Origin of the sequence: Nocardioides abyssi, assembly GCF_030412915.1 — a bacterium.
Lineage (GTDB): Bacteria > Actinomycetota > Actinomycetes > Propionibacteriales > Nocardioidaceae > Nocardioides > Nocardioides abyssi.
This window is the reverse complement of the sequence record NZ_JAUHJR010000010.1, coordinates 1-22,437: the sequence shown is the minus strand read 5'-3', so window position 1 is coordinate 22,437 and position 22,437 is coordinate 1. Positions and strand designations below refer to the sequence as shown.

The following is a 22,437-nucleotide window of genomic DNA, read 5'->3' as shown; positions in this document are numbered from 1 at the left end:
GCTGGCAGCTGGCTGCTGGCTGCTGGGTGCCGGTCAGGCGGCCGGCGGCGTGGAGGCGTCGAGGTCGAGCGAGTAGGAGGTCTGCGCGAGGACCGTGCGGGCCAGCTCGGGCTCGTCGCTGAGGCGCCGGCCGTAGCTGGGGATGACCTTCTCCAGCGCGGGGCGCCAGTCCTCCATCCGGTCGGGGAAGCAGCGCGCCATCACGTCGAGCATCGCGGGGACGGCGGTCGACGCACCCGGCGAGGCGCCGAGCAGGCCGGCGATGCTGCCGTCCCGGGCGGTGATCACCTCGGTGCCGAACTGCAGGACCCCACCCTGGCCGGGCACGTCCTTGATGACCTGGACGCGCTGCCCGGCGGTGATCTTCTCCCACTTGTCGGCGGTGGCGCCGGGGAAGAAGGTCTGCAGCTCGCGCAGCTGCTTGTCGCGGCCGGCGAGGAGCTCCTTGACGAGGTAGACGACCAGGCCCAGGTTGCGCAGGCCGGCCTGCACCATCGGGCGCAGGTTGTGCAGCCGCACCGAGCGCAGCAGGTCGAAGAGCGAACCGTGCTTGAGGAAGCGTGGACTGAAGCCGGCGTACGGCCCGAACATCAGGCTGGGGGCGCCGTCGACGACGCGGGTGTCGAGGTGCGGCACCGACATCGGCGGCGCGCCGACGGCGGCCTTGCCGTAGACCTTCGCCTGGTGGCGAGCCACCAGCTCGGGGTCGGTGGTGCGCCAGAACTCGCCGCTGACCGGGAAGCCGCCGTATCCGCGGATCTCCTCGATCCCCGAGCGCTGCAGCAGGGTGAGCGCCTGGCCGCCGGCGCCGACGAAGACGAAGCGCGCGCGGGCCTCGAAGCCACCCTTCGCGGTGACGTGCCAGCCCTCGGCCGTGCGGCGCAGGCGGCGGACCTCGGTGCCGGTGAGCAGGTCCACGGCGCCGCTGTCGGCGAGCCCGGTGACGAGCTGGCGGGTGAGCGAGCCGAAGTCGACGTCGGTGCCGCCGACGGCGCGCGTGGCGGCGACCGGCTCGGCGCGGTCCCGGCCGTCCATGAGCAGCGGGGCCCACTCGGCGATCACGTCGGGGTCGTCGGTGAACTCGATGCCGGCGAAGAGCGGGTGGTCGACCAGCTCGACGTGGCGGCGGCGGAGGTACTCGACGTTCTCGGCACCCCACACGAACGACAGGTGCGGCGTCGGGCGCACGAACGTCGACGGGTCCGGCAGCGCGCCGCTCTCGACGAGGAACGACCACAGCTGGCGGGTGACCTGGAACTGCTCGTTGACCTCGATCGCCTTGCTGACGTCGACCGAGCCGTCGGGCCGCTGCGGGGAGTAGTTGAGCTCGCACAGCGCCGCGTGGCCGGTGCCGGCGTTGTTCCACGGGCCCGAGGACTCCTGGGCCAGCTCGTCGAGACGCTCGACGATGCCGATGCGCCAGGTGGGCTCCACGTGGTGCAGCAGCGTGGCCAGCGTGGCGGACATGATGCCGCCGCCGACCAGCAGCGCGTCGTACGCCGCCGGGCCCTCGTGGTGGGCCCCTCCAGCGGTCGCGGGACCGCTGGCGGTGGGGCGTGCTACATCGTTTCCGTCAGGCTGCACGGGCCGTTCTCCTGATCGCTCAGCGCAGGGCTTGCTTGCCAACGACCCACTGTGACGGGCCCATATCTCACACCCGCCAGTGCCCCTCGACGGAGGGTCCCTGCTTGAGAGGTGCGCCACACGGGCCCCACCGACCCCGGTCGCTACGCTCCCCGGACCGGCGCCGCAGGGGTGCTGCGCGGGGTGCTGCGGGGAGGGGTGGGTACGTCGCTCGACCACCGTCCTGCCCGCCCGACCGTCCTCGCCGCGGTCGGCTGCGCCGTGGTCTCCGTCGGCATCCTGCTGGTCGGCGGCGCCGGTGCGGAGCCGGCCGCCGGCCTGCCCCGGGCGGGCGGGCCCGCCTGGTGGGCGACCGTCGCGGGGCTGCTGCTCCAGTCGCTCGCGCTGTGCTGGACGCGGGCGCGTCCCCGGGCCGCGCTGCTCGCGGTCGCGCTGCTGGCGGTGGCGGTCGCGGTCTGCGGCGGGCGCGACGCCACCAGCCTCACCACGCTCGCGGTCGTGGTGGCGGTGTACGTCGCCGGGACCACCCGGCCGCTGCGCGCGCTCGCCCCGACGGTGGCCGCGGTCGCGGTGCTGGTGACCCTCGCCGGGACGGTCGCGGCCGCCGACGGCGGGCTGGCCGTCTGGCAGGCGCTCGGCGTCGCCGCGCTGCAGGCCGGGGTCACCCTCGGGCTGGTGCTGCTGGTGACCGGCTGGGTCGCCGCGCTGCGCGAGAGCACCCGCGCCCGGGAGGACGAGCGGCGCGCGCTGGTGCGCGAGCACGAGGCGCTCGTGCAGGCCGCGCTCGACCGCGAGCGGACCGCGATGGCCCGCGAGCTCCACGACATCGCCGCCCACCACCTGTCCGGGATCGCGATCGCCGCGGCGGCGCTCGAGCGGCAGGTCGGCACCGACCCCGACGGCGCCCGGGCCGCGGCCCGCGCGGTGCGGCAGCAGAGCCGGTCGGTGCTGCGCGACCTGCGCAGCCTGGTCGGGCTGCTCCGCGACCGGGACGCCGCGGGCGGTGCCCGGCCCGAGACCCTGGCGGGGATCGCCGACCTGGTGGCCGACGTGGTCGCCACCGGCCGGGACGTCACCTGGACGGTCCACGGGGAGGCCGGCGCCGCGGAGCAGCAGGTCGGGCCACTGGCCCAGCTGGCGGCGTACCGCGTGGTGCAGGAGGCGCTTGCGAACGCCGGCCGGCACGCCCCTGGCGCGGCGTGCTCGGTCGTGCTCGACGCGGACGGGCCCGAGGTGGTGCTGGTCGTGCGCAACGGGCCGGCCCGGGAGGAGCCCGGCGTCGACGGGTCGTCCGCGGGAGGCTTCGGGCTGCTGGGCATGCGGGAGCGGGCCGAGCTCACCGGCGCGCGGGTCGACGCCGGCCCGACCGACGACGGGGGCTGGGAGGTGCGGCTGGTGCTGCCGCGGGAGGATGAGGTCACGTGAGCGGGACCCCGGAGGTGGCGACCCCCGAGGGGGTGGTCCGCGTGGTCGTCGCCGACGACCAGGCCCTCGTGCGCGCCGGGCTGGAGGCGCTGCTCGGCGCCGAGCCCGACATCGAGGTGGTCGGCGTGGCCGCCGACGGCCGCGAGGCGGTGGACCTCGCCCGCCGGCTGCGCCCCGACGTGGTGTGCATGGACGTCCGGATGCCCGTGCTCGACGGCATCGGCGCGACCCGCGAGCTCGCGGGGCCGGGGGTCGAGGACCCGGTGCCGGTGCTGGTGCTGACGACCTTCGAGATCGACGACTACCTCTTCGGCGCGCTCGAGGCGGGGGCGGCGGGCTTCCAGCTCAAGGACGCCGAGCCCGAGGTGCTCGTCCGTGCCGTCCGGTCGGTCGCCGCCGGCAACGGGACGCTGCACGACAGCCTCACCAAGCGGGTCGTCAGCGAGGTGCTCGCCCGCCGGCGGGCGCAGCCGGTCACCGCCGCCCGCGGCACCGACCTGCTGACCGCCCGCGAGCTCGACATCGTGCTGCTGCTCGCCGAGGGGATGTCGAACGACGAGATCGCCCGCGAGCTCGTCCTGGAGGTGTCCACCGTCAAGTCGCACCTCGCCCGGATCCTGCCCAAGCTCGGGGTCCGCTCGCGGCTCCAGGCCGCCGTCTGGGCCTACCAGAACCGGCTCGTGCGGTTGCCGGACTGACCGTTCGCCGGGGCCGCAGGACCGGGCCCTCCATCGAAGGATGGAACCCGCGGGTTGGTCCCTTCGGCGCTCGATGGCGGGGGCGTCGCATCCCTAGCGTCGAAGCCACCCCTCCACACCGACCTCGGGAGCCACGATGAGAGACCGACGCACGACCCGGACCGCCCTGCGAGCGCTGCTGCTCGGCGGCCTCCTGACGGCCCTGCCCGCCACCCTGCTGGCCGGCGTCCCTACCTCGACCGTCCCGGCCTCCGCCGCCCCGGAGACCCCCAGCGCGACCGCGGGACGCGTGCCCGCCGTCCAGCGCCAGGTCGAGCGCCTGGTGGCGGAGGCCGGCTTCCCCGGCGCCACGATCACGGTGCGCGGCGAGGACGGGCGGGTCCGCACCTATCGGGCCGGCGCGGGCGACCTGCGCACGGGCGCCCCGATGCCGGAGGACGGCCGGGTGCGCATCGCCAGCAACACCAAGATGTTCACGGCCGTGCTCGTGCTGCAGCTGGTGGCCGAGGGCGAGGTGGAGCTCGACGCGGCGGTCGAGAGGTACCTGCCCGGGGTCGTCCGCGGACGTGGAGGCGACGGGCGCAGGATCACCGTCCGCCAGCTGCTCCAGCAGACCAGCGGGCTGCCCGACTACGACTCGATCGTCATCGACGGCGGCGACGACCTGCGCTCCATCGCCCACACCTACTTCGAGCCCCACGAGCTCGTCGACGCCGCGCTCGCCGAGGAGCCGCAGTTCGCGCCCGGGGCGGGCTGGGCCTACAGCAACACCAACTACGTCCTGCTCGGGCTGCTCGCCCAGCGCGTGACCGGTCGCCCGGTCGGCGAGCTGGTGCAGCGCCGGATCATCGCCCCGCTCGGCCTGCGCGACACCTACTGGCCGAAGGCCGGCGAGCAGCGCATCCGTGGCACCCACCCGCACGGCTACCACGCCGACGAGCCGGGCGGCGCGTGGCACGACCTCACCCGGATGGACCCCTCCCTCGGGTGGGCCGCCGGCCAGCTGGTCAGCACGCCGCGCGACCTCGGCCGGTTCATGGCCGCCCTGCTCCGCGGCGACCTGCTGCCCCCGGCCCAGCTGGCCGCGATGAAGCGGACCGTGGCGGCGGCTGACTTCGACCTCGACCCGGGTTGGCGCTACGGCCTGGGCCTGGCTCGCAGGACGCTGGACTGCGGCGTGACCGGCTGGGGCCACGGCGGCGACATCCAGGGCTTCGAGACGCGCAACCTCGCCACCACCGACGGCCGGTGGGCGGTCGTCACCGTCAACGCCCTGCCGACCGAGCTGTCGATGCTGGCGGCGGTCAACCGGGCCGTCGAGGTCGCGCTCTGCCGCTCCTGACCCTCGACGCCGGCCACGCCGACGCACCACCCGGGCCCCGCGGCCGGTGCCACCTGACACCGGCCGCGGGGCAGCGTGGCAGGAGTTGCCATTCAGCCGCCGGAGCCCTGGAAGTAGCGTCGGGCCCATGTCCGCGATGCTCGACGACGTCCTGGTGCTCGACCTCACCCGCGCCCTGGCCGGGCCCCACGCCGCGATGATGCTGGGCGACCTCGGCGCCCGCGTGATCAAGGTGGAGAGCCCGGCCGGTGACGACACCCGCGGCTGGGGCCCGCCGTTCGTGGACCCCGCGGACGCGGAGGAGACCGGGGCGTCGCGCGAGTCGACGTACTTCCTCTCCACCAACCGCAACAAGGAGTCGATCACCCTCGACCTCAAGGACCCCGCCGACCAGGAGGTCCTCGCCAAGCTGGTGCAGCGCGCCGACGTGCTGATGGAGAACTTCCGGGTGGGTGTCCTCGACCGCCTCGGCTTCCCCGTCGAGCGGCTCCACGAGCTCAACCCGCGCCTGGTCGTCCTGCAGATCACCGGCTTCGGCCACGACGGCCCCGAGGCCAGCCGCTCCGGATTCGACCAGATCGCCCAGGGCGAGGGCGGCCTGATGTCGCTGACCGGCCTCACCGAGCCGACCAAGGTCGGGGTCCCGATCGCCGACCTGCTCGCCGGCATGAACGGTGCGTACGGCGTCGTCTCGGCCCTCTACGAGCGCGAGCGCACCGGCAAGGGCCGCGTCGTGCACACCTCGCTGCTCGCCGGCATGGTCGGCGTCCACGCCTTCCAGGGCACCAAGTGGACCGTCGCCAAGGAGGTCCCCGGCCTCGCGGGCGGGCACCACCCGTCGATCGCGCCGTACGGCATGTTCAGGTCCGCCACCGCGCCCGTGCAGATCGCGTGCGGCTCCGAGAAGCTGTGGCAGGCGTTCGCCCGGGAGTTCGGCATCGACCCGGCCGGCGAGGGCTTCGCCACCAACGCCGAGCGCGTGGCCAACCGCGACGCCCTCATCGAGACCATCGAGGGGCTGCTCGCCGACGTCGACGCCGAGACCGCCCTGGCCCGCCTCGACGCCGCCGGCGTCCCGGCCGGCAAGGTCCGCTCGCTCGACGACGTCTACTCGTGGGAGCAGACGCTCTCGCAGGGCCTGCTCCTCGACGTCGAGCACTCCACGCTCGGCCCGATCCAGCTCCCGGGCTCCCCGCTGCGCTTCGACGACAACGCCTACTCCGGCGGCCGCGAGCAGCACGTCGCCCCGCCCACCCTCGGCCAGCACAACGACGCCATCCGCGCCTGGCTCGACGAGGACTGAGCGCCGCGCCGACCCGGTTGTCCACAGGCACGCGGTCGGTCTCGCGGTAGTCCGTGACGTTCGGCAGGGGTTTCGACCCGATCCGCCTGCCGAGCGTCACGGACTATCCCCCGACGGTCTCCTGCAGCACGCGCGCGGCGGCGGCGTACCCCGAGGTGTCGTCGCCGGTGAAGCTCAGCCGGAGGTACGCCGCCGTGGGCTCGGTCGGGAACCACTCGTCCCCCGGCGCGACCCACACCCCGCGCGCCTCGCACGTGGCGACGACCCGGCCCACGTCGGACCCGTCGGGCAGCCGGCACCACAGGTGCAGCCCGCCGGTGGGCACGACCGCGAGATCCACCGCCGGGGCGTGCTCGCGCAGGGCGGCGACGAGCAGGTCGCGCCGCTCCCGCAGCCGTGGCCGGAGCCGTCGCAGGTGGGTGCGCCAGCCGGGGTCGGTGACGACCTCGAGCGCGGCCTGCTGCAGCACGCCGCTGGTGTAGAGCGACTCCGCGCCGCGGTCGGCCAGCAGCCGCTCGCGCACCGGTCCCCGCGCGACGAGCGCGCCGACCCGCACGGCCGGGGAGACGCTCTTGGTCAGCGACCGGACGTGCACGACGTGGCCGCCGTCGTCCTGGGCGGCGAGCGGACGCGGATCGGCGTCGATGCCGAGGTCGTGCGCCCAGTCGTCCTCCACCAGGAAAGCGCCGTGCCGCCGCACCACGTCGAGCACCGCGGCGGAGCGCTCGGCCGACCACTGCACGCCGGTCGGGTTGGCCCAGGTGGGCTGCGCGTAGACCGCGCGCGCCCCGGTCGCGCGCAGCGCCCGGTCGAGCTCGTCGGGGTCGAGGCCGTCGGCGTCGCCGGTGACCGGGACGGCGCGGACGCCGGCCTGGGCGGCGGCGAGGACCGCGCCCCAGTAGGTCGGGGACTCGACCAGCAGCGGCCCGCCCAGGGGCACGAGCGCCCGGAAGACCGTCGTCAGGCCGCTCTGGGTCCCGGGCACGACCACCACGTCCGCCGCGGTCGGTGCGGTCCGGTCGGCCGGGGTGGCCGCCGCGAGGTCGGCCGCGAACCACGCCCGCAGGTCCGGCAGCCCGGCCGCCGGCGGGCGGGTCGTCGCCGCCGACCCGCGGGCCGCCCGGGCCAGCGCCGAGCGCACCAGCCGCTCGGGCAGCAGGCCCGACTCCGGGTAGCCCGAGTGCAGCGCCACCGCCCCCTCCGGCGCCACGCGCATCGCCCCCGCGACCCGTGGCAGCACCGCCCGCGGGGCCCCGAGCGCACCGGTCTGCCACCCGTGGTCGGCGGCGCGCAGCGACCGCTGCGCGCGCACGAAGGTCCCCACTCCCGGCCGCGTCTCCACCAGGCCCTCCGCGGTCAGCACGCGCAACGCCTGCTGCACGGTGACGGGGCTCGCCGCGTGCTCCAGCACCAGCTCGCGGGTCGAGGGCAGCCGCGAGCCCGGCGGCGTCGTCCGGATCCGGTCCCGCAGCACCTGGACGATCCGCGCGCTGCTACCGTCGTTCATGACGGACGACAGTAGCGCTACTACGCTCGCGATGGAGCCGATACCCATCGCCCCGGGGGTCACCACCGCCGGTCTCGCCTGGGGCGCCCTCGGCGTCGCAGCCTTCTCTCTCACGGTGCCGCTCACCCGGGTCGCCGTCGGCGGGCTCTCGCCGCTGCTCATCGGCGCCGGCCGCGCGGTGGTCGCCGCCCTCCTCGCCGCCGTCGCCCTCGGCCTGGCCCGCGCCACCCGTCCCGCGGGACGGCAGTGGGCGCGGCTCGCGGTCGTCGCGGGCGGGGTCGTCGTGGGGTTCCCCCTGCTGACGACGTACGCCCTCACGAGCGTGCCGGCCGCCCACGGCGCCGTCGTCATCGCGCTGCTGCCGGCCGCGACGGCGGTCGTCGCGGTGCTCCGGACCGGGGAGTCGCCGACGCCCCGCTTCTGGGCGTTCTCGGCCGCGGGGGCGGTGGCGGCCGTCGGGTTCGCGGTGGCCGGCGGGACGGGCGGCGGGGTGCACGTCGCCGACCTGCTGCTGCTCGGGGCGGTGCTCGCCGCGGCGGTGGGGTACGCCGAGGGCGGGCTGCTCAGCCGGGAGCTCGGCTCGTGGCAGACGGTCTCCTGGGCACTGCTCGTGGCCGCGCCGCTCATGGTCGTGCTGACCGTCGTCGCGGTGGTGCGCCGCCCGCCGGAGGGATCGGCGGCGGAGTGGGCAGCGTTCGGCTACCTGGCCGCGGTGAGCATGTTCCTCGGGTTCTTCGCGTGGTACCGCGGTCTCGCCATCGGCCCGATGGCCCAGGTCAGCCAGGTGCAGCTCGCCCAGCCCGTGCTCAGCCTGCTGTGGGCCACCCTGCTGCTGGGCGAGGCGGTCGGCTGGCGCACGGGCCTCGGCGCGGTGGCCGTCATCGGGTGCGCGGCCGGCGCCGTCCGCTCCCGGCTCCGCCTGCGCCCGGCCTGATCCTGGTGGGTCCGAGAGCCGCCGAGTCGCCACCTGTGTCCGCTCGAGTCGCCACCTCCGACGTACCGAGTCGCCACTTCTGACGCACCGAGTCGGCACTTCGGGCCGGCGCCCGCAACTCCTGCCTACTCGGCGCGCCAGAAGTGCCGACTCGGCGTGCAGGAACTGGCTACTCGGCGTCCCAGCCAGGCGAGCGAGTGAGCGGGCGAGCGGCCACGACGTACGCCGGAGGGCCCGACCGCGGTGCGGTCGGGCCCTCCGGATGGAGCAGGTGGAGCAGGTGTCGCTGGTTCAGCCGAGGTCGACGATCGCGGCGACCGGGCCGCCACCGTCGGGGCCCTGGTGGGCCGCGGAGACCGAGACGAAGACCGCCGGGTCGCCGGTGACCGCAGCGGTCACGCCGCCGACGGTGGCCTTGATCTGGCGGTGCCAGTGCACGTCGGAGTCGTCCAGCATGGCGTTGCGGCGGCCGCGGACCTGGCCGTCGCCGGAGACCTCGCACTTGAGGAACACGTTGACGAGCTTGCCGTCGAGGTCCGTGTGGTGCGGGCGCTCGGGCAGGTCGAGGCCGGCGTCCTTGATGGCGTTCCAGATGCCGTCCTGGTCGAGGGCGTCGTTCATGACCGAGTGGCCGATGCGGTAGCGGCCGCCGACGCCGGTGGCGTTGCCGACGACGACGATCTGGGCCTGGTCGAGCTCGACGCCCGAGGAGCAGGAGGCCACCGCGGAGTAGAGGTCGCGGTTCTTCATGACGTCCGCGTCGGTCGGCATGTCGATCTCGCCCAGGGCGACGGCGATGCCGAGGCCGGTGACGCCGTTGGAGAGGTCCATGGACTCGTGGGTGTGCTCGGTCCACACCTCCTTGCCGCGGCTGTGCGCGTCGCGGATGGTGTGGATCGTCAGCAGCGGGGTCTTGGTCTGGACGTAGTGGACGTCCTTGGGGTCGGAGATGCCGGCCCGCTCCATCGCGACCTTCACGCCGTCGGCGACCTTCTTGATCATCGCGACGTAGCCGATCTCCTCGGGGAGGATCGGCTCGCTCATCGCGAAGCCCACGGTCAGGCGCTGCTCCTGGCGGGTCGGGTCGTCCTCGGGGACGTCCACGGTCGCGAAGATGGTGGCGTGGGGGCTGATGACACCGTCGGTGCCGCCGGACCACACGATCGGGACCTGCTTGACCTGGTCGGCCGGGGCACCCTTCTCGACGAGGACCTCGCGGAAGGCGCGGTCGGCGATGATCCGCGTGTAGTCGTTGACACCGCCGTTGCCCTCGGTCTTGCCGATGATCGCGATGACGCGGTCGGCCGCGAAGACGCCCTCGTCGATGAGCTTCGCGAGCTCGGAGGCGTCGGCGACGGAGTGGATCGGGACCTTGCGGACCTCGATGGCGCTGGGCATGGGTCAGGCTTCCTTTCGGTCGGGGACGACGATCGTCCCGGCGGTGCGGTTGGCGGCCGCGACGATGGTGCCGAGGTCGGTGATGACCCCCGGCCGCCCGGAGTGCTCGACGAACCGGCAGACGGCGTCGACCTTCGGGCCCATGGAGCCACCGGCGAAGTGCCCGGCAGCGGCGTGCTCACGCATCTGGGTGAGCGTGACCTCGCCGACGTCCTCGGCCTCCGGGGTGCCGAAGTTGAGGACGGCGTGCGCCACGTCGGTGGCGATCACGAGCATGTCGACCTCGATGTCGCGGGCGAGGAGCGCCGCGCCGAGGTCCTTGTCGATGACGGCCTCGACGCCGGCCAGCGAGCCGTCGCCGCGGCGTACGGTCGGGATGCCGCCGCCGCCGTTGGCGACCACGACGTACCCGGCGTCGACCAGCGCGGTGACCGCGCCGGCGTCGAGGACCTCGAGCGGCTCGGGCGAGGCGACGACGCGTCGCCAGCCCCGCTCGCCACGGTCCTCCCAGGTCTCGCCGTGCTCGACCATCTTCTTGGCCTCGTCGGCGGGCAGGTAGCGGCCGACGGGCTTGCTCGGCTTGTCGAACGCCGGGTCGTCGGCGTCGACACGCGTGCGCGTGACGAGGGCGGCGGCCGGCCGGGCGATGCCGCGCAGCGCGAGCGCGCGGTCGAGGGCGTTGACGAGGATGTCGCCGATCGTGCCCTGGGTCTGGGCACCGCACCAGTCGAGGGGGACGGGCGGGACGACGTGGGCCGCGACCTCGTTCTTGACGAGGAGGTTGCCGACCTGGGGACCGTTGCCGTGGGTGACGATGACGTCGATGCCCTCGGCGACGAGGGCCGCGACGGCCTCCATCGCCTTCTCGGCGGCCGCGATCTGGTCCTCGGGACGCGCCTTGCCGTCGGGCGAGGTCATGGCGTTGCCGCCCAGCGCGAGGAGGATTCTCATGCCTCGAACCTAGTGAGCGCGGTCACCTGCGTTCATCGTGCGGATCGACCGAACCCTCGCCGCAGCGATGTCAACTTGTGCCAGCAAGGTCCCGACGCAGAACGGCTCCTACCGACCGCGGCGCACGCCCGACGAGCCCCAGCAGCGCGGTGAGCGGCAGCGGACCGGTCGGCAGGCCGTGGTCGTCGTAGTAGGCGAACATCGCCAGCAGCCACGTCCGCTCCCGCTCGTCGAGGCCGTCGCCGCGCCAGGCGTCGGGATCGGTACGCCGCGCGGCGACCGGCCGGCCGAGCACCTCGCTCGCGGCGGCCGCGACATCCGCGACCGACACCAGCGCCGGGCCGCCGATCTCGTAGGTCGCGCCGTCGTGGCCCGGGGTGGTCAGCACGACCGCCGTGGCCGCAGCGACGTCGTCGAGGTCGACCAGCCCGAAGGGGGTGTCGACGGCGTACGGCACCGCCAGCTCTCCCCCGGCCTCGGGAGCAGCCGGGAGGTCGCGCAGCGCCGGCACGAAGTTCTGCACGTAGGCGCACGGCTGCAGCACCGTCCACCGCAGGCCCGACCGGCGGACGAGGTCCTCCGCGACGGCCTTGCCGAGGTGGTGCGGCATCGCCGGCGCGTAGGGCGACGCGACGGAGTGGTAGGTCAGCCGGTCGACGCCGGCGGCCCGCGCGGCCTCGAGCACCGAGGCGACGTACGCCGGCTCGTCGGGGTGGAGGTTGGGCGCGACGACGTGGACGGCGTCGGCTCCGGCGAGGGCGGCGGGGAGGTCCTGGAACGCGGAACGGCCCAGGGGGCGTGCGGACACGCCCACCTGGGCCAGAGCCGCGACCACGGCGCGACCGGTCTTGCCGGTCCCGCCGAGGACGGCGACGTTCATCAGTGCTTCCGGTCGACTCAGAGGTGGTCGACCTGCGCGGAGGCGGCGCCCCCGGCGAGCGTCCCGTAGCCCGGGCCGCGGTCGAAGAACGCGTCCTCGACCTCGGGCGCCGGCCGGCCGGCCCGCTCCTTGGTGGTCGCCTCGGCGTCGTACGACAGCGTGTCGTCGTCGACCGAGCCGGTCAGCACCACGCCGTAGTCGGCGAGCGCCGCCTCGGCGGACACCTTGCGCCACCGCACGTCGCGGACGACGAGCGCGGGGTCGCGGTCCAGCGGGTTGCCCCAGCCGCCACCACCGGTGGTGCGGATGCGGATGACCTCGCCGGCCTTGACCTCCTCGGCGTCGGCCAGGGCGTCGACCTCACGCTCGTTCGGGCCGCCCGCGTCGATGACGACCTGGAACGGGGTGCCGGCCTTGCCGCCCTTGACGCCCCAGCACGCCAGGATCGACCGGTCGGCGATCGACATGAAGTGGGCGTCCTTGAGCATCCGGATGTGCTTCTCGTAGCCGAGGCCGCCGCGGTACTGGCCGGCGCCGCCGGAGTCCACCGCGAGGCTGAGCGACTCGACGATGAACGGGAAGCGGGACTCGGTGAACTCCGTGGGGAGGTTCCGGCTGTCCGGGACGACGTGGATGGTGTCCTCGCCGTCGGCGTAGTAGCGACCGCCGGAGCCGCCGCCGAGCACCTCGCGCATGAGGTACGGGCGGCCGTCGAGGTCCTCGCCGTACACACCGGTGTAGCGGATCGTCTCCTGGTCGGCCGGCATCTTGCCGTCGACCGCCTTGGCGATCACGCCGGCCAGCACGCCGAGCAGGCGCAGGATGACGAAGGTGCGGGCGTTGGTCGGCGCCGGGAAGATCGGCGTGAGCAGCGTGCCCTTCTCCGGGAACCGCATCTCGATGAGCGGCACGACGCCCTCGTTGACGTCGAGCTCGGCCATCCGCTCGGGGGTGTCGGCGAGGTTGCGCAGGATCGGCGCGAGCCACTTCTTGAGGAAGACGCCGTCGGAGTAGTCACCGCAGTGGTTGATCGGGCCCTTGGCCTGCGGGCTCGTGCCGGCGAAGTCGAGCACCAGGCGCTCGCCGTCGGGGTCGTCGGCCGCGGTGCGGGTCAGGGTGATCCGCTGGGTGTGCAGCTGCGGGTCGTCGACGCCGTCGTGCTCGGCGTAGTCCTCCCACGTCCACGTGCCGACCGGGATCTTGGAGAGGATCTCGCGGCGGTAGGTCTCGGTGGAGCGGTCGATGATCGCGTCGAAGCAGGCCTCGACGGTCTCGACGCCGTAGCGGTCGAACAGCTCACCGAGGCGACGGGCGCCCATGAGGCAGGCCGAGCACTCGGCGTCGAGGTCGGCGGCCAGCGACTCCGGCATGCGCGAGTTGCGGGTCATGATCGCCAGCGCGGAACGGTTCGGCACGCCGGCGTCCCACAGCTTGATCGGGGGGACCGCGAGGCCCTCCTCGTAGACGCTGGTGGCGTGCGAGGGCATCGAGCCCGGCACGGCGCCACCGATGTCGTCGTGGTGGCCGAAGGCCTGGACGAACGCGACGACGCGACGGTCGCCCTCCGGGCCGGCGAAGACCGGCACGGTGACGCACAGGTCCGGGAGGTGGCCGATGCCGCCCTCGGACATGTAGACGTCGTTGTGGAAGAAGACGTCGCCCTCCTTCATCTCCTCCAGCGGGAAGTCACGTGCCACGGGGTGCACGAGCGCCGAGTAGGAGCGCCCGGTGAGCTTGCGCAGCTTGCGGTCGTGGATGCCCGCGCGGAAGTCGTGGGCGTCGCGGATCATCGGGCTGCGGCTGGTGCGCGCGATGGCCGTCTCGACCTCGTGCTCGACCGCGGCCAGGGAGCCCTGGACGATCTCGACGAGGACCGGGTCGGCGCTGCGGCCGGCGTCGTCGGTCAGCGCCCCGAAGGGGAACTGGGTCGGTGCCCGGCGGCTGCCGAGGTCCGGTGCACCGGCGAAGGTGCCCGACGGGGTGCCCGGGTGGGTGTCGGTGGTCATGCGTCGCTCCTCGTCACCACGATGTTGGCGTAGTCGTCGACCCGGGCCGTGAAACCGGGGTGGATGGGCACGGTCGAGCCGAACTCCTCGATGATCACCGGGCCGGTGAGCACCTGGCCGGCGGGCAGGTCGGTGCGCCAGTAGACCGGCGTGTCGACGTACCCGTCCTCGGCGTCGAAGCACACCTGGCGCGAGCCGGTCTGCTGCGGCGCCGACTGGTCGCTGGAGGCCTTCGGGATCTCCGGGCGCTTGATCGGGCCGACGCCGGAGACGCGGAGGTTGACGACCTCGACCTGCTGGGTCGGGTCCTGCGCGAAGTCGTAGCCGTAGAGCGTGTGGTGCTCGGCGTGGAAGCGGTCCGCCACGGTCTGCAGGGACTCGGCCGTGATCGGCCCGTCCGGCACCCCGACGCGCACCTCGAAGGCCTGGCCGAAGTAGCGGACGTCCGCGGTGCGCACGAAGACGTGCTGCTCCGGGGCGAAGCCCTCCTTGGCCAGCGCCGCGGCGGCGCGCTCGGCGAGCACGTCGTACTCCGCCTGCAGCGAGGTCGGGTCGAGGTCCTCGTGGAGGGCCACGTGGGTCTGCACGTAGTCGTTCTTGACGTCCACGGTGAGCAGGCCGAAGGCCGAGACGTTGCCCGGGTTCGGCGGGACCAGGACGGTCGGCACACCGAGCACGTCCATGAGCCGGCACAGCAGCAGCGAGCCGGAGCCGCCGAAGGTGGTGAGGGTGAAGTCGCGGACGTCGAGGCCGCGCTTGACCGTGACCTGGCGCAGGGCGTTGGCCTGGTTCCACGCCGAGATCTCGAGGATGCCGGTGGCGCAGGCCTCCGGGGTGATCTCCAGCTTGGCCGCGAGCTCGCGGATCGCCGCGGACGCCGCGTCGACGTCGAGCGGGATCTCGCCACCGAGCAGGTGCGGGGGGATCCGGCCGAGGAAGACGTGCGCGTCGGTGATCGTGACCTCGGTGCCGCCCTTGCGGTAGCAGATCGGGCCCGGGTCGGCGCCGGCGCTGTGCGGGCCGACCTTGAGGGTGCCCTCGGGCGAGAGCCAGGCGATCGAGCCGCCGCCCGCGCCGACGGTGACGACGTCGATCATCGGGATCTTCGAGGGGTAGACGCCGACGCTGCCCTCGGTGGTGAGCGTGGGCTCGCCGTCGATGACGACCGAGACGTCGGTGGAGGTGCCGCCACCGTCGGAGGTGAGGACCTTGTCGAAGCCCGCGACCTTCGCGATGAGCGCGGCGCCGAGCGCGCCGGCCGCCGGGCCGGAGAGCACGGTGGTGATGGGCTGGTGCACGACCTCGTCGGCCGAGAGCACACCGCCGTTGGACTTCATCACGTAGAACGGGATGGTCCGGCCACTCTGGGAGGCCAGGCGGTCTTTGATGTTGTTGACGTAGCGGGAGAGCTTCGGCTTCACCGCGGCGTCGACGAGGGTGGTCATCGAGCGCTCGTACTCGCGGTACTCGCGCAGCACCTCGCTGGAGATCGAGACGACGGCCTCGGGGTGCTCCTCGAGGAGGATCTCCCGCATCCGCTCCTCGTGCGCCGGGTTGGCGTAGGCGTGCAGGAAGCACACGCCGAGGGTGTCGATGCCCTGCTGCTTGAACCAGCGGGCGACGGTGCGCGCGCCGTCCTCGTCGAAGGGGCGGATCTCCGCGCCGGTGTGGTCGAGCCGACCGCCGACGCCCTTGACCAGGTCGCGGGGCACGATGCGGTCCGGCTTCACCCAGAAGTAGGAGTTGCCGTAGCCGTCGGGCACCGACTGGCGGGCGATCTCGAGCATCGCCTCGTAGCCCTCGGTGGTGATGAACCCGAGCGCGTCGACCTTCCCCTCGAGGAGCTGGTTGGTCGCGACCGTGGTGCCGTGGCTGACCGCGACGACGTCGTCGAACGACGCCCCCGCCAGGTCGAGCACCTTGTCGATGCCCGCCAGGAACCCGTCGGCCGGGTTCCCCGGCGTGCTGGGGGTCTTGGTGGTGACCACCGCACCGCTGTCCTCGTCGAAGGCCACGACATCGGTGAACGTGCCGCCGGTGTCGATGCCGATCCTCATCCGCCTCGCTGTCATGACGGACATTCAAGGCGGTCGAGACCACCTGGCACGACGGCACCGTCTGCCTACAGATCTTCGATCCTTGGGCAACTCAACACAACGTCAGCGTCGTGTCGCGTCATGGGCAGGCCGCGGAGTGCCGTGGATCCCACGTGATCCTGGGATGTCCTCACTTCGCGGCCATCCTGCTCGCTTCCCGGCCAATGCAGAGACCGCGAAGCGTGAGCATCCCAGGTTTACTTGGGATGCTCACGCTTCGCGGCCAGAGCAATACCGGGCGCCCGAGGAGGCGCGACGTGGGTCAGGGGCTGACGAGCTCCTCGACGGCGCGGGCGACCTCGAGGAGGCGGCGGTCGGCGCCGTGGGGGGCGACGAGCTGCACGCCGACGGGGAGGCCGTCGCGGGTGTGGCCGGCGGGGACGGAGATCGCCGGGCAGCCGGTGACGGTGATGAAGTACGCCGAGCGCATCCAGTCCAGGTAGGTCTCCATCGGCTTGCCGTTGATCGCCGAGGGGAACTCCTGGTCCGCCGGGAAGGGCGGCACCTGCGAGACCGGCAGCACGAGCACGTCGTACGACGTGAAGAACGCGCGCATCGTCTCCGAGAGGGCCGTGCGCTGGCGGTAGGCGCGGGCGACGTCGGCCCCGGTGAGGGACTCCCCCGCCCGGATGTTGTCGGCCAGCGACGGCTTGAACGCCTCCGGGTGCTCGGCGAGCAGGCCGCCGAGCTTGGCCTGGAAGTGCCAGGCGCGCAGCGTGCGGAAGGTGTCCTCGGCCAGGCCGAGGTCGGGGTGGGCACCCTCGACCGAGGCGCCCGCGCCGGCGAGCGCGCGGCCGGTGGCCTCGACGACGCCGGCGACCTCGTGGTCGACCTCGAAGGCGCCCCCGAGGTCGGTGCTGAGCGCGACGCGCAGCCCGGCCAGGGAGGCGGGCGCCGGGTCCGCGAAGGTCGCACCGGGGTCACCGAGCGCGTGCGGGGCACGCGGGTCGGGTCCGGCCATGACGGACAGCAGCAGCGCCAGGTCGGCGACGTTGCGGGCCATCGGGCCGCCGACGGACGTGGTCTCCCACTGGTTGTAGAGCGGCCACTCCGGGACCCGGCCCAGGCTCGGCCGCATGCCCACCACGCCGCAGAACGACGCGGGGTTGCGCAGCGAGCCGCCCATGTCCGAGCCGTCCGCGAGCGGCACCATCCCGGAGGCCAGCGCGCACGCGGCACCGCCGGAGGAGCCACCGGCCGACCGCGAGGGGTCGACGGGGTTCAGCGTGGTGCCGAAGACCTTGTTGAACGTGTGCGACCCGGCCGCGAACTCCGGCACGTTGGTCTTGCCGATCGTCACCGCGCCGGCCCGGCGCACCCGCTCCACGATCAGCTCGTCGGCGTCGGGGACGTGGTCGGCACGGAGCGTCGAGCCGTACGTCGTGCGCCACCCGCCCACGGCGTGGGTGTCCTTGAAGGCGAACGGCAGGCCGTGCAGCGGACCGACCTCCGCGCCACCGGCGAGCGCCTCGTCGGCTGCCGCGGCGCCGGCGCGGGCCCGCTCCTCGTCGAGGGAGACGACCGCGTTGAGCTGCGGGTTGCGCTCGGCGATCCGCGCGAGGTGCAGGTCGAGCAGCTCGCGGGCGGAGATCTCCCGCGAGCGGACCGCCGCGGCCATCTCCCGGGCGGTCGAGTCCACCGACACCGGGGCCGGGACCGAGGTCATCGGCGACGGCCCAGCAGCCCGCCCACCACGACACCGGCGAGCACGAGCGCACCCCCGAGGGCGACGCCGGCGAGGAACGACTGGTCCCCACCGACGGCCGCACCGCGCGACGCGGCCGGGGCGGGGGCGAAGACGGTCTGGTCGGCGGCCGGGGCCGCGGCGACCTCGCCCCCGGTCGCGGCGGCAGGAGCAGCAGCAGCGGCGGGAGCGGCCTCGGCCGGCAGGCCGTTGGCGATGACCTTCTCGACGTTGCCGAAGAACTCGGCGGCCATCCGGCGCGAGACGCTGGTGAGCATCCGCTGGCCGACGCCGCCGATCATGCCGCCGACGACCGCGTCCGCGTCGTAGGAGAGCAGCGTCTGGTCGCCCTGCGCCTCGAAGCGCACGCCGACGGTCGCGTCGATCGTGCCGGGGGCGCCGGCACCCTTCAGGCCCATGGTCAGCGACTCGTGGGGCTGGAGGTCCGAGAGCGTGCACGCGCCGTTGTAGGTGCCCTTGATGGCGGCGACGCCGGCGCTGACGGTCATGGCGTAGGCGTTCTCGCCGGTGGTCTGCAGCTGCTCGCAGCCGGGGATCGTGGCGACCAGGACGCGCGGGTCGAGCAGCGCCTCCCAGACCTTCTCGACGGGGGCGGCGATGGTGTTCTGACCGGCGATCTTCATCGGGTCTCCTCAGGAGTCGTGGTGGCCACGGCGTGCTGCGCGCGGAGCTCGAAGAGCTCCGACGGCGAGATCGGCATGGCGGTGATGGGCAGCCCCTCGGCGTCCTCGATGGCGGCCGCGATGGCGGCCGACCCGGGGATGACGCCGGCCTCGCCGGCGCCCTTGATGCCCAGGGGGTTGAGCGGGGACGGGGTCTCGAGGTGGTCGATGTCGATCGAGTCCGGGACCTCGGTGACGTAGGGCATCAGGAAGTCCATGAAGGACGCGTTGAGCAGCTGGCCGGACTCGTCGTAGGCCATCTTCTCGTAGAGCGCCCCGCCGATCCCCTGGGCGACGCCGCCGTGGATCTGGCCCTCGACGATCATCGGGTTGATGACCGTGCCGCAGTCGTGGACGACGGCGTACTTGAGGATCGTGATCTCGGCGGTGTCGGGGTCGGTCTCGACGATCACGGCGTGCATGCCGGAGGCGAAGGTCGAGCGGACCGGCGAGTAGAAGTCCTTGCCCTCCAGGCCCGGCTCGTCGTCCTCGGCGACCGGCGGCTTGCTGGCGTCGCCGACCGAGAACTGCGTGGCGGCCTTGGACGCCTCGTCGAAGGCGTAGCGCAGCGGGTTGGACAGCACCGCGACCGTGCCCAGGCTGATCGACGTGCCCGGGGAGCCCTTGACCGAGACGACGCCGTCGACGATCTGCAGGTCCTCGGGGTCGGCCTCGAGGGCGTCGGAGGCCAGGCGCAGCACCTTCTCCTTGGCGCGCTTGGCGGCGAGGTGGATCGCCGACCCGCTCATCACCGCGGCGCGCGAGGCGAAGGTGCCGACGGCGTACGCCATCCGGCGGGTGTCGCCGGTGGTGATCTCGACGTCCTCGAACGGCACGCCCAGCTCGTCGGCGACGATCTGCGCGAAGGCCGTCTGGTGGCCCTGTCCCTGGCTGGTCAGGCCGGTGGCGACCTTGACCTTGCCCGAGCTCTCGATGTTGACGTGCGCACCCTCGTAGGGGCCGGCGCCGGTGCCCTCGACGTACGCCGCCAGGCCGATGCCGACGCGGCGGCCCTGCGCGGCCATCTCGGCGCGGTAGGACTCGAAGTCGTCCCAGCTCACTAGCGTCTTGATCTTCTGCAGCATCGTCGGGAAGTCGCCGGAGTCGTAGATCGTCTCGCGACCGTCCTGGAAGACCAGGCCGTGGTCGTAGGGGAACTCGTCGGGCTGGATCAGGTTGACCTCGCGGACGTCGGCGCGGTCCTTGCCGAGGTACGCCGCGATCGCGTCCATCGTCCGCTCCATCACGAAGCAACCCTGCGGGCGACCGGCGCCACGGTACGGCGTGACGATCACGGTGTTGGTGTAGAGCGAGTCGAACGTGACCCGGTAGGGGCCGGTCTTGTAGGGACCGACCAGCTGGGTCGAGGCGTTGATCGGGACGATCAGGCCGTACGGCGTGTAGGCGCCGTGGTCGTGCCAGAACCGGACGTCGAGGCCCAGCAGGCGGCCCTCGTCGTCGAAGCCGACGTCGACGTGGTGCAGCTGCGCGCGCTCGTGCGCGGAGGAGATGAAGTGCTCGCGACGGTCCTCGGTGAACTTCACCGGGCGACCGAGCCGCTGCGCTGCGAGCGAGACCAGCAGCTCCTCCGGCCAGGGGTGGTTGATCTTGACGCCGAAGCCGCCACCCACGTCGGGGGTGATGACGTCGACCTGGAGCAGGTCGAGGCCGAGCTTCGCGGCGACCGCGGCGCGGACGCCGGTCGAGGTCTGCGTGGAGGTCCACACCTGGAGCCGGCCGTTGGCGGTGTCCCAGCGTGCGGTGACACCGCGGCCCTCCATCGGCATGCAGGCGCTGCGCTCGATGTCGAAGTCCAGCGACAGCGAGTGCGGGGCGGCCTTGATCCCGGCCTCCGCGTCACCGTTCTGCTGCACCGAGCGGGCGGCGATGTTGCCGGGGACGTCGTCGTGGACGAGGTTCTCGGCGGCGCGCGCGGCCTCGACGCCGACGACGGCGGGCAGCAGCTCGAAGTCGACGACGACCCGGCCGACGGCGTCCTCGGCGACGTAGCGGTCGTCGGCGACGACGATCGCGATCGCCTCGCCGACGTAGTTGACCTCGTCGCGGGCCAGGGCGTACTGCGTGCGCCCGTGGGTCAGCGTGGGGTGCGGGATGAGCAGCGGCAGCGGCTCGGCCATCGCGCCGTCGAGGTCGTCGTAGGTCCACACGGCGTGGACGCCCTCGATGTCGAGCACGGCGTCGACGTCGATCGAGCGGATGCGGGCGTGCGCGTGGGGGCTGCGGACCACGGCGAGGTGGAGCGCGCCGAGGTCGATGTCGTCGACGTACTGCCCGCCGCCGCGGACCAGCCGGTCGTCCTCGACCCGCTGGACGGCCTCACCCATCAGCTTCGTGCTCATGCGCCCAGTCCCGTCGTCGATGCGTCGTCGTCGCGGGCGACCTCGGCGTCACCGGTCGCCGCCTCGAGGCCGCCGTCGTCACCCTCCGGCGGGGCGGCCGCGGGCGCGTCGCCGCGCGCGATCTCCGCCGCACGCTCGACCGCCTTGACGATGTTCTGGTAGCCGGTGCACCGGCAGAGGTTGCCGGCCACCATCTCCCGCGCCTCGTCGTGCGTGGGGCAGGGGTTCTCCTTGATCCCGGCGGTGACCGTGGTCAGGAAGCCCGGGGTGCAGAAGCCGCACTGCAGGCCGTGGCACTCGCGGAAGGCCTGCTGGACGGGGTTGAGCGACCCGTCGGGCTCGGCCAGTCCCTCGACGGTGGTGATCTCGCTGCCCACGGCGGACACGGCGAACATCAGGCAGCTGCGCACCGGACGGCCGTCGACCAGCACGGTGCAGGCGCCGCAGACACCGTGCTCGCAGCCGACGTGCGTGCCGGTCAGGCCGCACTCCTGGCGCAGGGCGTCGGACAGCAGGCGTCGGGCGGGGACGGCGACCGCGTGGGTCACGCCGTTCACCTCGAGCCGGACGTCGTGGATCTTCTCAGCGGTCTTCCCAGCGGTGTTCTCAGCCACGGTCACTCCTCCCGAGCGTGGTCGTGGGCCGCGGTCAGCACGCGCGCGGTGAGCACCTTGGCCAGGTGCGCGCGGTACGCCGCGGAGGCATGGATGTCGGTCTCCGGCTCGAGCTGCGCCAGGGCGGCCTCGGCGGCCCGGACCAGCGCGGCGTCGTCGACGGAGCCGGCGAGCGCGTCGGTCAGGTCGACCACGGTCGGCACGTCGGAGACCGACAGGTAGCCGGCGCGGGCCGAGGTGACCCGGTCGCCCTCGACGGCGACGACGGCGGCCACGCCGCACATCGCGTAGTCGCCGTGGCGGCGCGAGATCTCCTCGAAGGCCACGCCTGAGCCGGCGGGCAGCGCGGGGAAGAACGCCTCGACGGCGACCTCGTCGTGGCCCAGGCTCGACTCGAGCGGACCGACGTAGAGCTCGTCGGCGGCGATGGTGCGCCGGCCGGCGGGGCCGACGACGTCGACCGAGCCGCCGAGCAGCTGCAGGACCATCGGCATCTCCGCGGCGGCGTCGGCGTGGACGATCGAGCCGACGGTGGTGCCGCGGTTGCGGATGGTCGGGTGGGCCACGTTGGCGAGCGCCAGCGAGACCAGGGGCTGCACGCGGCGTACGTCGGCGGAGGCCAGGACGTCCGCGTGGCGGGCGAGGGCACCGATCCGGACGCCGGAGGCGTCGGCGGTGACGTGGTCGAGGCCCGGCAGGCCGTTAATGTCGACGAGCAGGGCCGGGGCGGCCAGCCGCATCGACATGAGCGGCACCAGGCTCTGGCCACCGGCGAGCACCTTGGAGTCGGGGTGGCTGCCCAACGCCTGGACCGCCTCCTCCAACGTCTCCGGACGGGCGTAGTCGAACGCCGTGGGTTTCACGTGGGGAGCCGGCCTTTCCTTGTCGCTTGTTCCGAGAGGGGTGGCCGGCCGGACGCGGGGTGCCGCGTCCGGCCGACCGGGGGCGCTAGAGCGCCCCGGGGGCGTGCAG

The 22,437-nt window shown here is 73.6% G+C and carries 17 protein-coding genes; 5 read left to right on the top strand and 12 right to left on the bottom strand.

Features of this window, described 5'->3' with window-relative positions; all coding sequences use genetic code 11:
• Window positions 1-33: 33 nt before the first annotated feature.
• Window positions 34-1,584, bottom strand: coding sequence for a malate dehydrogenase (quinone) (mqo, locus tag QWY29_RS17815; protein WP_300962485.1), 1,551 nt, complete (start codon window positions 1,582-1,584; stop codon window positions 34-36).
• 111 nt (window positions 1,585-1,695) lie between these two features.
• On the opposite strand from mqo, the gene QWY29_RS17810 reads away from it, so the two are divergent.
• The 4 genes from QWY29_RS17810 to QWY29_RS17795 all read left to right on the top strand — a co-directional run bounded on the left by QWY29_RS17810 (window position 1,696) and on the right by QWY29_RS17795 (window position 6,352).
• Window positions 1,696-3,009, top strand: a complete 1,314-nt coding sequence (locus tag QWY29_RS17810) for a sensor histidine kinase (RefSeq protein WP_300962483.1) — start codon at window positions 1,696-1,698, stop codon at window positions 3,007-3,009.
• Window positions 3,006-3,707, top strand: a complete 702-nt coding sequence (locus QWY29_RS17805; protein ID WP_300962481.1) for a response regulator — start codon at window positions 3,006-3,008, stop codon at window positions 3,705-3,707. The genes QWY29_RS17810 and QWY29_RS17805 overlap by 4 nt, the downstream gene beginning before the upstream one ends.
• Window positions 3,708-3,843: 136 nt before the next feature.
• Complete coding sequence (locus QWY29_RS17800; RefSeq protein WP_300962480.1) at window positions 3,844-5,049, top strand: serine hydrolase domain-containing protein; 1,206 nt, start codon at window positions 3,844-3,846, stop codon at window positions 5,047-5,049.
• A gap of 127 nt (window positions 5,050-5,176) precedes the next feature.
• Window positions 5,177-6,352: a CaiB/BaiF CoA transferase family protein gene (locus tag QWY29_RS17795; RefSeq protein ID WP_300962478.1), complete on the top strand. Its 1,176-nt coding sequence runs from the start codon at window positions 5,177-5,179 to the stop codon at window positions 6,350-6,352.
• Window positions 6,353-6,455: 103 nt separating this feature from the next.
• Here QWY29_RS17795 and QWY29_RS17790 read toward each other — a convergent pair whose 3' ends face one another.
• Complete coding sequence (locus tag QWY29_RS17790; protein WP_300962476.1) at window positions 6,456-7,859, bottom strand: aminotransferase-like domain-containing protein; 1,404 nt, start codon at window positions 7,857-7,859, stop codon at window positions 6,456-6,458.
• Window positions 7,860-7,890: 31 nt separating this feature from the next.
• Between QWY29_RS17790 and QWY29_RS17785 the strand changes: the two genes are divergently transcribed.
• A complete protein-coding gene (locus tag QWY29_RS17785) occupies window positions 7,891-8,793 on the top strand; it encodes a DMT family transporter (RefSeq protein ID WP_300962474.1) in 903 nt (300 codons plus the stop codon).
• A gap of 291 nt (window positions 8,794-9,084) precedes the next feature.
• Here the strand turns inward: QWY29_RS17785 and bar are convergent, their stop codons facing one another.
• From bar to QWY29_RS17735, 10 genes are all read right to left on the bottom strand, one after another.
• Window positions 9,085-10,191 carry a barbiturase gene (gene bar, locus QWY29_RS17780; RefSeq protein ID WP_300962473.1) on the bottom strand — a complete coding sequence of 369 codons (1,107 nt, stop codon included), beginning with the start codon at window positions 10,189-10,191 and terminating at the stop codon, window positions 9,085-9,087.
• A gap of 3 nt (window positions 10,192-10,194) precedes the next feature.
• Window positions 10,195-11,142, bottom strand: a complete 948-nt coding sequence (locus QWY29_RS17775) for a carbamate kinase (RefSeq protein WP_300962472.1) — start codon at window positions 11,140-11,142, stop codon at window positions 10,195-10,197.
• Between the two features lie 70 nt (window positions 11,143-11,212).
• A complete protein-coding gene (locus tag QWY29_RS17770) occupies window positions 11,213-12,022 on the bottom strand; it encodes an SDR family oxidoreductase (protein ID WP_300962470.1) in 810 nt (269 codons plus the stop codon).
• A 17-nt stretch (window positions 12,023-12,039) separates the two neighbouring features.
• Window positions 12,040-14,028: a hydantoinase B/oxoprolinase family protein gene (locus tag QWY29_RS17765; RefSeq protein ID WP_300962469.1), complete on the bottom strand. Its 1,989-nt coding sequence runs from the start codon at window positions 14,026-14,028 to the stop codon at window positions 12,040-12,042.
• Window positions 14,025-16,100 carry a hydantoinase/oxoprolinase family protein gene (locus QWY29_RS17760; RefSeq protein WP_300962468.1) on the bottom strand — a complete coding sequence of 692 codons (2,076 nt, stop codon included), beginning with the start codon at window positions 16,098-16,100 and terminating at the stop codon, window positions 14,025-14,027. Before QWY29_RS17760 ends, QWY29_RS17765 begins: the two co-directional genes overlap by 4 nt.
• A gap of 286 nt (window positions 16,101-16,386) precedes the next feature.
• Complete coding sequence (locus QWY29_RS17755) at window positions 16,387-17,790, bottom strand: amidase (RefSeq protein ID WP_300962467.1); 1,404 nt, start codon at window positions 17,788-17,790, stop codon at window positions 16,387-16,389.
• Window positions 17,787-18,452, bottom strand: coding sequence for an SRPBCC family protein (locus QWY29_RS17750; RefSeq protein ID WP_300962466.1), 666 nt, complete (start codon window positions 18,450-18,452; stop codon window positions 17,787-17,789). Before QWY29_RS17750 ends, QWY29_RS17755 begins: the two co-directional genes overlap by 4 nt.
• On the bottom strand, window positions 18,449-20,851 hold the full coding sequence (gene cutA, locus QWY29_RS17745) for an aerobic carbon-monoxide dehydrogenase large subunit (RefSeq protein WP_300962464.1): 2,403 nt from the start codon (window positions 20,849-20,851) through the stop codon (window positions 18,449-18,451). Before cutA ends, QWY29_RS17750 begins: the two co-directional genes overlap by 4 nt.
• Window positions 20,848-21,465 (bottom strand): (2Fe-2S)-binding protein, encoded by a 618-nt coding sequence (locus QWY29_RS17740; RefSeq protein ID WP_336621850.1) that lies wholly within the window; start codon window positions 21,463-21,465, stop codon window positions 20,848-20,850. The genes cutA and QWY29_RS17740 overlap by 4 nt, the downstream gene beginning before the upstream one ends.
• A gap of 2 nt (window positions 21,466-21,467) precedes the next feature.
• Window positions 21,468-22,328 carry an FAD binding domain-containing protein gene (locus QWY29_RS17735; protein ID WP_300962463.1) on the bottom strand — a complete coding sequence of 287 codons (861 nt, stop codon included), beginning with the start codon at window positions 22,326-22,328 and terminating at the stop codon, window positions 21,468-21,470.
• Between the last annotated feature and the right edge of the window lie 109 nt (window positions 22,329-22,437).